Annotated in this window: 17 protein-coding genes and 1 pseudogene; 11 read left to right on the top strand and 7 right to left on the bottom strand. The window is 71.2% G+C overall.

The window, feature by feature from the left end:
• Nucleotides 1-11 precede the first annotated feature (11 nt).
• Entirely contained in the window at nt 12-635 is a 624-nt protein-coding gene (locus tag ACZ6S4_RS09135; protein WP_465474389.1) for a hypothetical protein, read from the bottom strand.
• A gap of 61 nt (nt 636-696) precedes the next feature.
• Entirely contained in the window at nt 697-1,641 is a 945-nt protein-coding gene (locus ACZ6S4_RS09130; protein WP_465474388.1) for an ATP-binding protein, read from the bottom strand.
• Nucleotides 1,642-1,776: 135 nt separating this feature from the next.
• On the opposite strand from ACZ6S4_RS09130, the gene ACZ6S4_RS09125 reads away from it, so the two are divergent.
• The gene (locus ACZ6S4_RS09125; protein WP_465474387.1) at nt 1,777-2,457 is read left to right on the top strand and encodes a VOC family protein; all 681 of its coding nucleotides are present in this window, start codon (nt 1,777-1,779) and stop codon (nt 2,455-2,457) included.
• Between the two features lie 75 nt (nt 2,458-2,532).
• On the opposite strand, the gene ACZ6S4_RS09120 is transcribed toward ACZ6S4_RS09125, so the two are convergent.
• Both ACZ6S4_RS09120 and ACZ6S4_RS09115 read right to left on the bottom strand, forming a co-directional pair.
• Nucleotides 2,533-2,994: an SRPBCC family protein gene (locus tag ACZ6S4_RS09120; protein ID WP_465474386.1), complete on the bottom strand. Its 462-nt coding sequence runs from the start codon at nt 2,992-2,994 to the stop codon at nt 2,533-2,535.
• Nucleotides 2,991-3,344: an ArsR/SmtB family transcription factor gene (locus ACZ6S4_RS09115; RefSeq protein ID WP_465474385.1), complete on the bottom strand. Its 354-nt coding sequence runs from the start codon at nt 3,342-3,344 to the stop codon at nt 2,991-2,993. The genes ACZ6S4_RS09120 and ACZ6S4_RS09115 overlap by 4 nt, the downstream gene beginning before the upstream one ends.
• 18 nt (nt 3,345-3,362) lie before the next feature.
• Between ACZ6S4_RS09115 and ACZ6S4_RS09110 the strand changes: the two genes are divergently transcribed.
• Together ACZ6S4_RS09110 and ACZ6S4_RS09105 are read left to right on the top strand one after the other, a co-directional pair.
• Entirely contained in the window at nt 3,363-3,995 is a 633-nt protein-coding gene (locus tag ACZ6S4_RS09110) for a dihydrofolate reductase family protein (RefSeq protein ID WP_465474384.1), read from the top strand.
• Nucleotides 3,996-4,029: 34 nt separating this feature from the next.
• The gene (locus ACZ6S4_RS09105; RefSeq protein ID WP_465474383.1) at nt 4,030-4,572 is read left to right on the top strand and encodes a hypothetical protein; all 543 of its coding nucleotides are present in this window, start codon (nt 4,030-4,032) and stop codon (nt 4,570-4,572) included.
• Between the two features lie 754 nt (nt 4,573-5,326).
• On the opposite strand, the gene ACZ6S4_RS09100 is transcribed toward ACZ6S4_RS09105, so the two are convergent.
• Together ACZ6S4_RS09100 and ACZ6S4_RS09095 are read right to left on the bottom strand one after the other, a co-directional pair.
• Nucleotides 5,327-5,791 carry a DUF1707 SHOCT-like domain-containing protein gene (locus ACZ6S4_RS09100; protein ID WP_465474382.1) on the bottom strand — a complete coding sequence of 155 codons (465 nt, stop codon included), beginning with the start codon at nt 5,789-5,791 and terminating at the stop codon, nt 5,327-5,329.
• A 230-nt stretch (nt 5,792-6,021) separates the two neighbouring features.
• The gene (locus ACZ6S4_RS09095; protein ID WP_465474381.1) at nt 6,022-6,225 is read right to left on the bottom strand and encodes a hypothetical protein; all 204 of its coding nucleotides are present in this window, start codon (nt 6,223-6,225) and stop codon (nt 6,022-6,024) included.
• 147 nt (nt 6,226-6,372) lie between these two features.
• Between ACZ6S4_RS09095 and ACZ6S4_RS09090 the strand changes: the two genes are divergently transcribed.
• The 8 genes from ACZ6S4_RS09090 (at nt 6,373) to ACZ6S4_RS09055 (ending at nt 15,066) form a co-directional block, all read left to right on the top strand.
• Nucleotides 6,373-7,116, top strand: coding sequence for an esterase family protein (locus ACZ6S4_RS09090; RefSeq protein WP_465474380.1), 744 nt, complete (start codon nt 6,373-6,375; stop codon nt 7,114-7,116).
• A 134-nt stretch (nt 7,117-7,250) separates the two neighbouring features.
• On the top strand, nt 7,251-8,207 hold the full coding sequence (locus ACZ6S4_RS09085; protein WP_465474379.1) for an ABC transporter substrate-binding protein: 957 nt from the start codon (nt 7,251-7,253) through the stop codon (nt 8,205-8,207).
• 181 nt (nt 8,208-8,388) lie between these two features.
• Nucleotides 8,389-9,750 (top strand): DUF1996 domain-containing protein, encoded by a 1,362-nt coding sequence (locus ACZ6S4_RS09080; protein WP_465474378.1) that lies wholly within the window; start codon nt 8,389-8,391, stop codon nt 9,748-9,750.
• Nucleotides 9,751-9,814: 64 nt separating this feature from the next.
• Complete coding sequence (locus ACZ6S4_RS09075; protein ID WP_465474377.1) at nt 9,815-10,450, top strand: GntR family transcriptional regulator; 636 nt, start codon at nt 9,815-9,817, stop codon at nt 10,448-10,450.
• A 31-nt stretch (nt 10,451-10,481) separates the two neighbouring features.
• A complete protein-coding gene (locus tag ACZ6S4_RS09070; protein WP_465474376.1) occupies nt 10,482-12,140 on the top strand; it encodes an allophanate hydrolase in 1,659 nt (552 codons plus the stop codon).
• A complete protein-coding gene (gene biuH / locus ACZ6S4_RS09065; RefSeq protein WP_451913033.1) occupies nt 12,137-12,829 on the top strand; it encodes a biuret amidohydrolase in 693 nt (230 codons plus the stop codon). The genes ACZ6S4_RS09070 and biuH overlap by 4 nt, the downstream gene beginning before the upstream one ends.
• A gap of 3 nt (nt 12,830-12,832) precedes the next feature.
• On the top strand, nt 12,833-13,486 hold the full coding sequence (locus ACZ6S4_RS09060; protein ID WP_465474375.1) for a cysteine hydrolase family protein: 654 nt from the start codon (nt 12,833-12,835) through the stop codon (nt 13,484-13,486).
• Nucleotides 13,483-15,066 (top strand): regulator, encoded by a 1,584-nt coding sequence (locus ACZ6S4_RS09055; protein WP_465474374.1) that lies wholly within the window; start codon nt 13,483-13,485, stop codon nt 15,064-15,066. The genes ACZ6S4_RS09060 and ACZ6S4_RS09055 overlap by 4 nt, the downstream gene beginning before the upstream one ends.
• A 94-nt stretch (nt 15,067-15,160) precedes the next feature.
• Here the strand turns inward: ACZ6S4_RS09055 and ACZ6S4_RS09050 are convergent.
• Nucleotides 15,161-15,227: pseudogene (locus ACZ6S4_RS09050) on the bottom strand (AAA family ATPase); the annotation flags it as partial.

Genomic DNA, 15,227 nt, shown 5'->3' with positions numbered 1-15,227 from the left:
CCAGCGGAAAGTCACGGGACCGCGCGGGCCTCGGTCTCCTTGGCCGCGGCGGCGTGCCGGCGGGCCTCGGTCACGGCCGCCATCAGGCGGTCCCACTGCGGATCCGGCCGGAACGGCCCGATCGGCAGCTCCTTGCCGACCCGAGCCCACATGTACTCCCACCAGGCCGCCACCCGCACCGGCCACAGCCCCACCCGGACCGCCCCGGCCAGGAAGCACCGATGCACCAGCAGGGTGGCCCCCAGGACCTCCGGCTCCAGCTCCAGGTCGGGATCGTCGATGGCCTTGCCGAGCGCGCGCACGTCCCGGTGCATCTCCGAGTACGCCACCAGGTCGGGCGTCGCCGGAACCGCCATCAGCGGGTCCTCGACCATGTCGGCCGCGTACGCCGGCATGAACACGATGTCGTCCACGGTGACGATCAGCGGGAGTTCCTCGTGCCCGTGGCGTACCCCGAGGACGACGACGGGCTGACCGGTGGGCCCGGTGGTCACGTCATGGCTCAACACGTCCCCCGCCGCCACGCGGGCCTCGTCCCCGATCGCCGGCACCCGCACGACCAGCACCTCGGCCTCGACCGAGACCTGGGTGCCGGGCACCTCACCCACCAGCCGCGCGAGTTCCTCAACGTCCATGGCCCCGGTTATACCCAACGGCCGCGAACCGATCGGCACCGGCGGGGCAGCGCAGCGGTCGTTACGAAGGCGCCCGGTAGTGGTGCCCGCCCGGATTGTTCCGGGCCGCCGCACCGAGCAGGACCGTCACCCGGCACTCCGGGTCACCGACGGCGATGCGCTCGTCCAGCAGCACCACCGCGTTGTCATGGTTGCGGGCGGCGATCCCGCCGAACACGCTGGAGGTCATCCGGCACAGGGCCGGCGCCTGCCGCACGGTGTCGCCGAACGGGCAGCGCCGGTTGCCCAGCACGATCTTGTCCGGGCCGGTGGAGATGACGTAGAAGTCGCCGTCGATGGCCCCCTTGAGCCGCAGATAGCAGTCGGCGACCTGCTCGGGGGTGAGCCGGCCGGTCACCGTACGGGCCCGGCGGTACTCCTCCTCCATCTGCCCGCCGACCGTGGCACCGACCTGCGCGACGAGCTGCTCGACCGCGGCCGGCCCCTGATCCGCCTCGGCGGTCCGGGCCAGCTCGACGACCAGCGCCCGCAGGAACGCCTCCTTGCCGAATCCGGCCGGTCCCGCCTCGTCCGCGGCGGGCAGCGGATTGAGCCGGCGGCGCAACGGATCGAACGACACCTCGGTACGCCGGGTCAGCGCCAGCACCGCCTGCACCCGTTTGCCCTGCCCGCGCTTGGCGACCACGTCGAGGTCCTTGGCCAGCTGGGAGACGAGCCACAGGCCCCGGCCCCGCTCACTGGCGGTCTCCGGCAGCGACAGCTCACCCAGCTCGAACGCCGGACCGAGATCGTGCACGGTCAGCAACGGCCGCGCCTGCGACCAGTCCAGGCTGACCCACACCGGGCCGCCGGCGTGATGCACGGCGTTGCCGACCAGCTCGGAGACCACGAGCCGGGCGTCGTCGACATCGGCCGGGTCCTCCGCGTGCCGGCGCAGAAAAGCGGTCAGCTCGGCGCGCAACGCGGCAGCCGACGCCGCGCCCACCGGCGTGAGCAACCAGTCCAACCCGCACTCCTGTCCTGACGGAGCCCCCGCGGATCGAAGCACGATAACCTGTACGGTGCGGGTCGACGCCCGGCCGGAGGCGATTCCACCCGTCGGTCCGACCCCGATCGTGGTGCGCTGGGTATCTTGCCCGGTATGAACGGTGTGGTGTCAGCGGCGGTACCGGTCTGCTACGTACGCAATGTCGAGCAGGCCCAGGCTTTCTATGCGATGTTCGGCTACACCGAGACCCAGAGCGGCGAGGAGAACGGCGGGCTCTGGTCGTACCTGCAGAGCGGCAGCCACACGCTGCTGCTGGCCTGCGTACAGCCGCCGGTGATCCAGGCCGAGCTGCCGCTGCTCATCTACCTGTACGTGGATGATCTGGCCGCCGTACGGGAAAGATTCGAGGCCGCCGGGCACCCGGTGGAGCTGATCGGCCACCCCAGCCACGCACCCGGCGGCGAAGCCCGCACCAAGGACCCGGACGGCAACGTGGTGGTCTTCGCCCAGCGCACCGGGACGCCGGCGGACCGGGCCCGGAACACCGACGAGGCCGCCCGCAGCACCCTGATCCGGCAGGCCGCCGAGGCGATCGGCCGGCGCGGCGGCGCGCCGTCGGCCTGCCAGGTCGGTCTGGCGGACGGCACCCCGTGCGAGCAGCCCGCCGAGGTGAAGCTGGCCGATTCGTGGGGTGAGACGGTCTGGGGGTGCTTGGGCCACACGGACGAGGCGCTGCTCAACGCCCGCAGCGCCTTCATCGCGACCGAGGACGATCAGGGCCTGGGACCGTGGCTGCGCTCCCGCCGCGGCCACCCGGACGCCCTCCCTGGCTGATTCTGCCGGGGCCGCCCGGGCGCCCTCCCTGGCCGATTCTGCCGGGGCCGCCCGGGCGCTTGGCTGCCGGGCGGCTCAGGTCAGGACGGCGTCGATCTGGCCGACCGCGGTGGACAGGCCCTGCTCGAAGCCCATGCCGATGAGCTGGTCCATCGCGTCGGCGGACGGGAAGGTCGTCACGATCACCATGCGGGTGCGGCCGGCCGGCTGCTCCTCGATGCGGACCCGGACGAGCAGCGGCGGGATGTCCGGGTCACCCATCTCGAACTCCAGGCCGTCCGGCGGAGTCACCGCCTGCACCTGCCACCAGCCCGTCCGCCGTTCCCCGTCGGGACCGGTCACGAAGTAGGTGACCTTGCCGCCCGCCCGCAGGTCGTGCTCGACCACGGTGGCCGGGTGCGTCGGCGGTCCCCACCACCGTTCCAACCGGCGGGGATCCGCCCAGAGCTGCCAGACCCCCGTGGCGTTCGCGGTGAACTCGGCGGTGAGGGTCATCGTGCGGGTCTGCGGATCTTTGTGGACGCTGGTGACGGTCATGCGGAATCTCCGGGGTTCGGGTCCTCGGCGAGAACGTCGCCGAACCGGTCCATCCGGTCACGCCAGACCAGCTCCAGCTGATCAAGCAGCCGGGCGGCGCGGCGTACGGTGTCGACGTTGCCGGTGACGAGCTGCTCGCGGCCGCTGCGGCGCTTGGTGACCAGGGCGGCGCGTTCCAGCACGGCGACGTGCTTCTGCACGGCGGCGAAGGTCATCGGATAGAGCCGGGACAGCGCCGAAACCGAATACTCGTCGCGCAACGTGCGCACCACGATGTCCCGCCGAGTGCTGTCGGCGAGCGCATGGAACACGGCGTCCAACGCCTGCGGCTCGACCTCATCTACAACCATGTGGTAGTACGTTACCTCATGAGATTGAGCCTGATGCAGTTCCTGTCCCTGGACGGCGTGAGCCAAGGTCCGGGCGGGCCGGACGAAGACACGACCGACGGCTTCACCAGCGGCGGCTGGTTCGTGCCGCACCTGGACGAGACGTTCATGCGCCTGGTCACCGAGTGGATCCGCGAGGCGGACGGCTTCCTGCTGGGCCGGCGGACGTACGAGGCGTTCGCCCGGGACTGGCCGAAAGCCACCGACCCGGACGACGAGGTCGCCCGCCAGCTCAACAGCAAGCCGAAGTACGTCGCCTCGCGAACGCTGCGTACCGGCGACTGGGCGCCGGCCACTGTGCTGTCCGGCGACGTCGCGACCCAGGTCGCCGAGCTCAAGCAGCAGCCCGGCCGCGAGCTCCAGATCCACGGCAGCTCCCGGCTGGCGCAGTCCCTGCTGGCGGCCGGCCTGATCGACGAGCTCCGGCTGATCATCGCCCCGGTGGTGGTCGGCACAGGTCGCCGTCTGTTCCCCGACGGCGGTACGCCGGCCGGCCTGCGCCTGACCCACCACGAGACAACACCGAGCGGCCTGGCGATCCACACGTACGAGCCGGCGGGAGCACCGACGACGGACACGCTGCACACCGACGACCCACGCCGGCGCATCTGACCCCGGGTTGGGCGGTGGATGCTAGCTTGCCCGCATGGACGCGGGGCAGCACGACGGCACCGAGCCCGGCACAGCAGCCATGCTCTACGCAGGGGCGATAGTCGGGGTGCTGCTACGCGGGGCGACGTGGGTGCTCAGCGCCTTCACTCTCGGGCCGGTGCTGGGCATCGTGGACACGGTCGCCGGCGAATACATGGCCCGCCGCGAGGCGCTCTTCGTGCAGGCGGTGGTGACGGTCGCGGCCGTGGTGGCCGCGATCCTCGGGGGGCTCGCGCTGCAGAGCGACCCCGCCCGCTTCCGATGGCCGGTACGGCTGCTGTGCGGACTGTTCATTCTGGACGTGATCCTGTATCTGACGCCGATCGTGTTCGCTGCGGGCATCGGCGACATCGAGTTCACCACCGCGGCGTGGGCGGTCTTCGCGGTGGCGGTGGTCGGGAATCTCGGGCTGGCCGGGCTCTCATTGCTGATCATCATCCGGACCGGGGCGCCGCGGCGTGTGGTGGCGGGGGCGGTTGGACCGGTCACGATTGAGCTTGGCTCGCCGTCAGCGGACGGGGCGGCTCGGCAGGCCTGATCGACTCGCCGCCTGCGGTTCGGATGGCGGACTCGGGAGGGCGGCGCGGAGGACGGCCGGTAGACGGCCCGGCAAGCAAGCCGATAGACGGCCCGGCAAGCAAGCCGATAGACGGCCCGCGAAGCGAGCCGGCAGACGCTTCTGGAGATGGCGGGCTGGCAGAGGGCCCCGAAGATGGCGGGCCGACAGAAGCCCCGAGGATGGCGGCCGGAAGGCGGCCGACAGAAGCCCCGAGGATGGCGGCCGGATGGCGGCCGGAAGGCGGGCCCGAAGGCGGGCCGGAAGGCGGGCCCGAAGGCGGGCCGGAAGGCGGGCCGGAAGGCGGGCCGGAAGGCGGGCCGGAAGGCGGGCCGGAAGGCGGGCCGGAAGGCGGGCCGGAAGGCGGGCCCGAAGGCGGGCCGGAAGGCGGGCCGGAAGGCGGGCCCGAAGGCGGGCCGGAAGGCGGGCCCGAAGGCGGGCCGGAAGGCGGGCCGGAAGGCGGCCGGAGGACTATTAGGGGAAACGGAGGGACAGGAGGCGGCCAGGAAAGCGGCAGAAGGCGGGCCGCGGGGCGGCCGTTGAGGCGAGCCGCAGAGCGGCCGCTGAGGTGAGCCGCGGGGCGGCCGCTGAGGTGAGCCGCGGGGCGGCCGCTGAGGTGAGCCGCGGGGCGGCCACTAAGGTGAGCCGCGGGGCAACGCCTTCGGCGAGAACCGAAGACCACCGCCCCGAGCTCCCCGGTGAAGCTGCCACGTAATCAACTCAGCGGAACAGCGACTCAAGCACTCTCCGGCGAGCTGTCCGACACCGCTTTCCGACCCCCGGTGCGTAGGTGCTCGATGTAGGCCATAGCCACAGTCACCACAACGGGGACGACGAGCACCCACCAGATCCCGTACGCGAAACCCAGCACCACCGCCACAGGCAGACCCAGCGCCAGCATCAGGCAGCCGGCGAGGAAGATCGGCGGAGGGGTCTCGTCATCCGCTTCAGCCGCCGGCACCGCCGCCGTGGGCAGCATCGGATGAGGTGCGGGAAGGTCGGCAAACAGCCGCAACAGCTCCGACTGGGTGCGGGCGAGCTTCGACGCTTCCACACGCTGCTCGTAGTCGGCCGGATCGAGCCGTTTCGCGAGCATGTGCTCCTCCAGCGCCCCCTGTGCGGAGTGGCGCTCGGGAGTGCCGACCAGCAGATCCGGCGCGGACGCGCCGATGCCTGGATCGCCGTCGTCAGGGCCCGTCACGGCGACAGCCTAGCGATCCGATCCCACACCGGGCGGCACCCTGCTCCAGGAGGCCTCCCTGCTGCCACGCAGGTCGCCCGATTGCCGAAACCCGGCCGCACGGCGGCCTCGGCCGGGCGTCCCGGCGGCGTCACCTCCGCAGCAGGCCATGGCTGCGATCAGTGGGCGCCCGCCGCGTGGAGGCCACCGCATAGGGGCCGGCGTGGGAGCCAGCGCGAAACCGAAAGCCGTCAGAAGCGCACAGCGTCCTGCCGGAGCAGAATCCCCCGCACCTCGCGAGCCTCTTCACTGCTGTGCCGGTCAAGCACCTGCTCCAACTCAACCCGATCGGACGCACTGCTGAAGGCGGCAAGCTCAGCACTGAGCCGCCGGCGGGCCGACCGCTCCACCCGCCACCGGGACAAATCAGCGTGGATCTTGGCAGCAAGCTGCATGGCACGTTCCTCATCTAGCCGAAGGGGAGCTTTTTAAAGCGCTTTAAGGCCACCTTACCGACACCCGGGCCGGATGCCTACGTGACAGCCGACACGGGCGGGGTACCCGCGGGTGTGACCACGCGCCCACCAGGGAACATCGGCGGGGTGCGTCACTACTCCGTGAAACTCGACTCCCCGACGAGCAGCGCCTCCGGCACCGTCGCCGTCTATGGGCATTTCGGTCGGCCGGTGCTGGTTTTCCCCACCGAGCTGGGTCAGGCGTACGAGTTCGCGGACAACGGGATGGTCGCCGCGGTCGGTGACCTCATCGATGCCGGCCGGGTCAAGCTCTACTGCGTCGATTCCTTCGACGCCGCCACGTGGTCTGCCGACTACCTGCCCCTCGAGGAGCGGGCCCGCCGGCATGCCTCGTACGAGTCTTGGGTCGTCGATGCTGTGGTGCCGCACGTGCGGGCCGATTCCGGGGACGCCGTCGAGATCGCCACGGCCGGGTGTTCGATGGGCGCGTTCCATGCCTTGAATTTCGCCCTGAAACGGGCCGATCTGTTCCCGCTCGCCCTCTGTTTTTCCGGCAATTACGAGCCGGCCGCCTGGCGCAGCTGGGGCGAACGCGGCGATGCCGTCTATTTCAACAGCCCCGTCGACTACGTCGCCAATCTGCACGGTGAGCACCTGGAGTGGCTGCGGTCGCGGGTGTCGGCGCTGCTGGTGTGCGGGCAGGGCCAATGGGAGGACACCACCGGCGCCCTCGGGTCCACTCAGCGGATGGCGCAGTTGCTCGCCGCGCAGGGGCTGCGGCACGAGCTCGACCTCTGGGGTCCCGACGTACCGCATGACTGGCCGTCGTGGCGCGCCCAGCTGGCCCACCATCTGCCCCGGTTCTGCTGAGCGGCGATTCGCCGGAGCGGCCCATCGGCCGGGTCGGTGCCGACCTCTGACCGTTCCGGCCGCCCCGTGGGAGCCTACTGCGAGGTACGGTCTCCCGGGCCCACCCGCGCCCGCATACCTCCAGGAGACTCACCATGCGCCGGATCCTCGCCGCTGTCGCTCTCACAGCGACCCTGCTCGCCGCGGCGGCCTGCAGCTCGGACGACGAGAAGTCGGACAAGGCCGGCGTCGGCACCAAGGTCAGTGTCGGTGTCATCCCCATCGTCGACGTCGCGCCGATCTACCTGGGTAAGCAGAAGGGTTTCTTCAGCGGCCGGGGCATCGATCTGACGCTGGTGCCGGAGCAGGGCGGCGCCCCGATCGTCAAGGGTGTGCTCGCGGGTAAATACCAGTTCGGCTTCAGCAACGTGACCTCGCTGATGGCGGCGAAGACCGACGGCGCGCCGCTCAAGGCGGTGGCCAACGGGGTCGCCTCGACCGGGCGTCCGGGGCGGGACTTCTCGGCGGTCGTCGTGGCCGGCGGCAGCCCGATCCGTTCGGCGAAGGACCTCGCCGGTAAGCGGGTCGCGGTCAACACTTTGAAGAACCTGGGCGACACCACCGTGCGGCAGTCGGTACGCCAGGACAAGGGCAACCCGGCCACCATCCAGTTCCAGGCGATGCCGTTCTCGGAAATGCCCGCCGCGTTGCAGAACCAGCAGGTCGACGCGGCGTGGGTGGTCGAGCCGCAGCTTTCCGAGGTGCTGACCCAGGGCGGTCAGGTGATCGCGTCGAACTACGTCGACACCGCCCCGGACCTGACCGTGGCCATGTACTTCACCGGGACCGCGGTCATCGACAAGGACCCGGAGCTGGTGAAGAACTTCGCCGCAGCGGTCAACGAGTCGCTGCAGTACGCCGCGGGTCACCCCGAGGAGGTCCGGGCGACGGTCGGCACGTACACGAAGATCAACGATGTGGTCCGGACCGCGATGATCCTGCCGAGCTGGCCCAACGACATCAACCGGCCCTCGCTGGAGCGGCTGGCCACGCTGGGCCGGGCGGACGGCATCTTCACCAAGCCGCCCGTCCTGGATGATCTGCTGCCCTGAGGTAGGGCCGGGTCGAGTAAACGCTTCCCGAAACTGATCGACTTTCCGCACATTGTGCCCACACTCGCTGCGGAAACTATCGGGAAGCGCTTCCCGACGGGATACTTCGGACACCCGAACGACCGCCGTCGATCTGCCGATCCCCCTCGGGCAGCCGGCGGCACCGACCCGAAGGATGCCCATGGACCGATCAAGGAAGCGCCGCGCCCTGCTGGGGGCCGCCCTGACCGCCCTGCTCACCGGAGCCCTCGCCGTCACGGCGGCGGGCACCGCCACCGCGGCCACCACCGTGGTGCAGGCCGAGGCCTTCGCCGCCCAGTCCGGCGTGCAGCTGGAAGCCACGGCCGACAGCGGCGGTGGTCAGAACGCGTCCTACCTGGCCGACGGCGACTGGATGCGCTACGACGGGGTGGACCTGGGCCCAGCGGGCACGCTGAGTGTCGCGGCCCGGGTCTCCTCGGCCACCGGCTCGGGCAGCGTCGAGCTGCACACCGGCTCGGCCACCGGCCCGCTGCTCGCCCGCTTCGCCATCACCGCCACCGGCGGCTGGCAGAACTGGACGACCCTGACCACCACGGCGTCCACCCATCCGACCGGCCCGCAGACGGTGTACGCCGTCATGCGCAACACCGCCGGCGGCGACTTCGTCAACGTCAACTGGTTCTCGTTCGGCGACGGCGCGCAGAGCAATGCCGGCTGGGTGACCATGGACCAGGCCGCCTGGCAGGCCCAGCTCGCCGCGTTCCGGGCCATGGCCCCACGCCCGGTGCCGGCCAACTCCGTACGGGTCCCCGAGTTCAACGCGTCCTGCCTGTACAGCCACTCGAAGCCGGACGACCCGATCGTCTTCCCCGGGATGGCCGGCGCCTCGCACATGCACAGCTTCATCGGCAACCGCAGCACCGACGCGAACACCACGACCGCCACCCTGCTGCGCAACGCGGGCACCAGCTGCAAGCCGGCCGAGGACCTCTCGGCGTACTGGATCCCCACCTTGTACGAGCGCGGCCGCGTGGTCGAGCCCAAGGACGTGGTGGTCTACTACGGCTCCCGGCTGAGCGACCCCGCCGCCACGGTGCCGTTCCCGCAGGGCTTCCGGATGATCGCCGGCGATGCCCGGTTGCAGGCCCCCACCCCGGCGGGCTCGGTCAACCAGTTCTACTGCGCGGGTGCGGGCGGCGAGATCGGCCGCAGCGCGGACGGCAACTGGCCGCTCTGCGCGCCGGGCGCGACGCTGATGTTCCAGCTGGTGTTCCCGGACTGCTGGGACGGCGTGCACCTGGACAGCCCGACCCACAAGGCGCACGTGGCGTACACCTATGACGGCCGGTGCGGCGGGAACTTCCCGGTGGCGATCCCGTCCATCTCGTTCCTGATCGCGTACCCGACCAGTGGCACGGCCGACGGTTTCGAACTGGCCTCGAAGATGGCCTCCTCGATGCACGGCGACGCGTTCCTCGCCTGGGACAACGACGCCCTCGGGCACCGGGTGAAGAACTGCGTGGTCCAGCGGGCCAAGTGCAACACCGCCGGCGACTTCTGAGCCGTACGGCGGTGGCCGGCACGCCCGGTGTCACCGGGCGTGCCGGTACTGGCACACTCGTGCTGTGGGCAACGGTGAGCTGGAGAGTCACAGCCTCGTCGACCTCGCCCTCGACCGGCTCAGTCGCGAGATCCTCAGTGGCCGCACCGATCCCGGCGAGCGCCTCGTCGAGGAGCAGCTCACCCGCCGGCTGGGCATCAGCCGGGCACCCCTGCGCGAGGCGCTGCGGTTGCTGGCCCAGCAGGGTCTCGTGGAGCACATCCCGCGCCGCGGCGTCCGGGTGGCCACCCTCTCCGACGACGACGTCCGCGAGCTCTACGAGGTGCGTGACGTGCTGGAGCGGCACGCCGTCGCCTCGATCCGGCCCGGTGCCGACCTGTCCGGGCTGCACGCCGCGCTGGAGGTCATGAGCAAGGCGACGGACGCGGGCGACCGGCTGGCCATCGCCGACGCGCACCGCCGCTTCCACGTCGAGGTGGTCGCGCTGGGCGGCAACCGCCAGCTCTGCACCCTGTACGAGTCAGTGCTGGTCCGCCTCCAGCTTTACATGGCGGTGAACTTGCGCCGGGAGGCGGAGGTGGCCGAGCCCTCGGACGGCGTGCACCGCCACGAGCGGCTCCTCGCCGCGGTCGAGCAGGGGGATCCCGAAAGCATCATCGCGGCACTGAACGGGCACGGCGCCCGCACCTATCTGCCCTAGATCACGCAAGGAAATCCGCCCGTTACACGAGGTGGAGTCGGCCGAAACGAAACGGTCGACAATCGACAGAATGAACGATGTCTTCCGGCGCATCCGGGAACGCGGCGACGACGGTGTCTGGATCAGCACGGTCGACGAGGCCGACCTGCGGGCCCGAGCCGCGACCGTTCCCGCCGACCTGCCCCTGTCCGGACTGACCTTCGCGGTCAAGGACAACATCGACGTCGCCGGGCTGGACACCACCGCGGCCTGCCCGGAATTCGCCTACCGGCCCCGGGAAACCGCACCCGTGGTGCAACGGCTGCTCGACGCCGGGGCGCTGCTGGTCGGCAAGACCAACCTGGACCAGTTCGCCACCGGCCTGACCGGCGCGCGGTCACCGTACGGCACACCGGAGAGCGTCTTCGGCGGCGGCCTGATCTCCGGCGGCTCCAGCTCCGGATCGGCCGTCGCCGTCGCCGCCGGACTGGTCGACTTCGCGCTCGGCACCGACACCGCCGGCTCCGGCCGGGTGCCCGCCGCGCTCAACGGCATCGTCGGCCTCAAGCCGACCCGGGGCCTGCTCAGCACGCTCGGAGTGGTGCCGGCCTGCCGCTCCCTGGACTGCGTCTCGATCTTCGCGCCCGACGTCAGCCGGGCGGTCGCGGTGCTGCGGGTCGCGCGCGGGCTGTCCGACGGGGACCCGTGGGGGCGTACCGGAAGCCGGCCGTTGCGCGACCCGGCCGAGCTGCGCATCGCCACGGCGAGCTCGCTGGACTTCTTCGGCGACGCCGGGCAGGAGAAGGCGTTCGCGGCCGGGCTGGGCCGGTTCACCGAAGTCCGTGAGGTCGGCATCGCGCCTCTGCTGGAGGCGGGCGACCTGCTCTACCGCGGGCCGTGGGTGGCCGAGCGGCTGGCCGACCTCGGCGACTTCCTGGACGGGCATCCGGACGCGGTGCTGCCGGTGACCCGCCAGGTGCTGGAGAGCGGACGGCGCTTCACCGCGGCCGACGCGTGGCGGGGCGTGCACCGGCTGCGAGAGCTGCAGGCGTGGACGGACCGGCTCTGGGACACCGTCGACGTGCTGGTGCTGCCGACCGTCGCCACGACGTACACGCACGCCGAGATCGCGGCCGACCCGATCGGCCGGAACCTCGACCTGGGTCGCTACACCCAGTTCGCGAACCTGCTCGACCTGGCCGCCGTCACGGTCCCGAACGGGTTCACCGCCGACGGCCGGCCCGCGAGCCTGACGTTGTTCGGCCCGGCGTTCAGCGACGAGACGCTGGCGCTGCTCGCCGAGACGATCACCCGGGCGGACGACCTGATGACGATCGCCGTTGTCGGATTGCACCTGAGCGGCGAACCGCGCAACCACGAGCTGACCGAGCGGCGGGCGACGCTGGTCGGCGCCGCCCGTACCGCGCCCTGCTACCGCCTCTACCGCCTGCCGTCCGGCGTGCCCGGGCTGGTCCGCGACGACACCGGCGGCGCGATCGACATCGAACTCTGGCAGCTGCCGGCCGCGACCGTCGGCAGTCTGCTCGCCGGTATCCCCGCCCCCTTGTCGCTCGGCCGCATCGCGCTGGCCGACGGCACCGAGGCGACCGGCTTCCTGTGCGAGGCCTACGCGGTCGGCGCAGCCCAGGACATCACCGCCGGCGGCGGCTGGCGGGTCCACCGCACCGCATCGGAAAGGCAGGACACATGACGGCGATCATCGGCCCGGTCAAGGCCGCCCCCTACCTCTGGCCCTACGACGGCTCGGTGCCGGTCGAGCGCACCGCGCTGATCTGCATCGACTGGCAGACCGACTTCTGCGGCCCCGGCGGCTACGTCGAGGCGATGGGCTACGACATCGCACTGACCCGGGCCGGGCTGCCCGCCACCGCGCGCCTGCTGGCCCACGTACGGGATCTCGGCATGCTCGTGGTGCACACCCGCGAGGGTCACGACCCGGACCTCTCCGACCTGCCGGCCAACAAGCGATGGCGCTCGGCGCAGATCGGCGCCGAGATCGGCGGACAGGGACCGTGCGGGCGGATCCTGATCAAGGGCGAGCCGGGCTGGGAGATCGTGCCCGAGGTCGCGCCCGTGGCCGGCGAGGTGATCGTCGACAAGCCCGGCAAGGGCGCCTTCTACGCCACCAATCTGGACCTGGTGCTGCGTACCCATGGCATCACGCACCTGATCCTGACCGGGATCACCACCGATGTCTGCGTCCACACGACCATGCGGGAGGCCAACGACCGCGGTTACGAATGCCTGATCCTGTCCGACTGCACCGGGGCCACGGACCCGGGCAACCATGCGGCGGCGCTGCACATGGTCACCATGCAGGGCGGTGTCTTCGGCTGCGTCGCCACCTCCGACGACGTCATCGCCGCCACGGAGGGCTGAGCCGTGCCGACCGTCGAGGCAACGCCCGGCCCCTTCACCTTCGACCCGGAGAGCACGGCGCTGCTCGTCATCGACATGCAACGGGACTTCCTGGAGCCGGGCGGCTTCGGCGAGAGCCTCGGCAACGACGTCTCGCAGCTGCGCCGCACGATCGCCCCGCTGGCCGCGTTCCTGACCACCTGGCGGGCGGCCGGCCTGCCGGTCATCCACACCCGCGAGGGCCACCTGCCCGACCTGTCCGACTGCCCACCGGCCAAACTCGCGCGCGGCAAGATCGGCCAACAGGGACCGAAGGGCCGCATCCTCATCCGCGGCGAGTACGGCCACGACATCATCGACGAACTTCAGCCCGCGCCGGGCGAGGCCGTCGTCGACAAGCCCGGCAAAGGCGCCTTCTACGCCACCGAGCTGCAGGAGCTGCTCGACAAGGGCGGCATCCGCAGCCTGCTGGTCGCGGGCGTGACGACCGAGGTGTGCGTGCACACGACGGTCCGCGAGGCCAACGACCGCGGTTACGAGTGCCTCGTGCTGGCCGACTGCGTCGGCTCCTACTTCCCCGAGTTCCAGCGCGTCGGCCTGCAGATGATCGCCGCCCAGGGCGGCATCTTCGGCTGGGTCGCGGATTCGACATCCGTCACTCTTGAGGAGCAGCCATGAAACTCCCCTATTGGGTACGCGGTGACACCAACGCGTTCTTCGGCTTCGGCGTCAACGTCCTGGTCAACGTGCTCACCCTGACCGGCCTGTGCATCGGCGTGATCGGCATGGACCCGGGCGACGTGTTCGGCGTCATCCTGCCCGCGCTCGGCATCGCCCTGGTGCTGGGCAACATGTACTACACCTACCTGGCCCGGCGGCTGGCCGTGAAGGAGAACCGCAGCGACGTCACCGCCATGCCGTACGGACCCAGCGTGCCGCACATGTTCATCGTCATCTTCGTGATCATGCTGCCCATCTACCTCAACACCAAGGACCCGATCCAGGCGTGGACGGCCGGCATCGCGTGGGCGTTCATCATCGGGGTGATCGTGCTGATCGGCGCGTTCGTCGGCCCGTACATCCGCAAGTACGCACCCCGGGCCGCCCTGCTCGGCACCCTGGCCGGCATCTCGATCACCTTCATCTCGATGAACCCGGCCGGGCAGATGTGGAAGGCCGCGTGGATCGCCCTGCCGGTCTTCGGCCTGCTGCTGATCGGCCTGCTCACCGACGTCAAGCTGCCCGGCAACCTGCCGATCGGCCTGGTGGCGCTGCTGCTGGGCAGCGCGATCGGCTGGATCGGCGGGGCGATGTCGGTGCCGGACGTGACCGCCGCCGCCAAGGACATCGCGTTCGCCTTCCCGCACCTGAAGTTCGGCCTGCTGGTGGACGGCCTGCGCGACATGGCGCCGCTGCTGGCCACCGCGATCCCGCTGGGCGTCTACAACTTCACCGAGGCGATGACCAACGTGGAGAGCGCCGCCACCGCCGGGGACCGCTACAACCTGCGCAGCGTGCTGCTCGCGGACGGCGGCGGCGCGGTCATCGGCTCGGTGCTCGGCTCCCCGTTCCCGCCGGCCGTGTACGTCGGTCACCCCGGCTGGAAGGCGGCGGGCGGCCGGACCGGCTACTCCATGGCGACCGGCGTGGTCATCGCGCTGCTCTGCTTCTTCGGGATGTTCGGCCTGCTCGGCACGATCTTCCCGACCGCGGCCATCGTGCCGATCCTGCTCTACATCGGCCTGCTGATCGGCGCCCAGGCGTTCCAGGCGACACCCCGGGCGCACGCCGCGGCGGTGGTCGCCGCGCTGATCCCGAACATAGCGAGCTGGGCCACCGGCCAGATGGACAACGTGCTGTCGGCGGCCGGCACCACCGCGGCGGACGTCGGCATCGGCACCCTGGCCGGCGCCGGCGTGGTCTACGACGGCCTGAAGACGCTGGGCTCCGGCGCGATCCTGGCCGGCCTGGTGCTGGGCGCGATCGTCGCCTTCATCATCGACAAACGCTTCTGGCACGCGGCGATCTTCTCCGGCACCGGCGCGGTGCTGACCTTCGTCGGCCTGATCCACGCGGAGAAGGTCCAACGGAACGCCGACGGGCAGGTCAGCCTCGGCTACCTGCTGCTGACCGTGGTGTGCGTGCTGTTCGCGCTGACCAGGCCCGCACCCCGGGTGCCGGACGCCGAGGAGCTCGCCCTCGAACGCCTGCACGAGGGCGACGTACCCACACCCCGCCCGGAACCCAGCCCGGTCTGACCAACCACCGACCGGGGGGGGGGGGGGGGGGGGGGGGGGGGGGGGGGAGGAAGGGGGGGGGGGGGGGGGGGGGGGGGGGGGGGGGAGAGAGGGCAAAGAAAGTGCGATCGGTGGTCCCGGCGACGAGGTGGGCGAGGGTGGTCTTGCCGGTGCCGGGCGGG

It is taken from the genome of Actinoplanes sp. NPDC051405, assembly GCF_055586185.1.
Note: the sequence above shows the minus strand (reverse complement) of the source record. Positions and strands in the feature narration are given on the sequence as shown.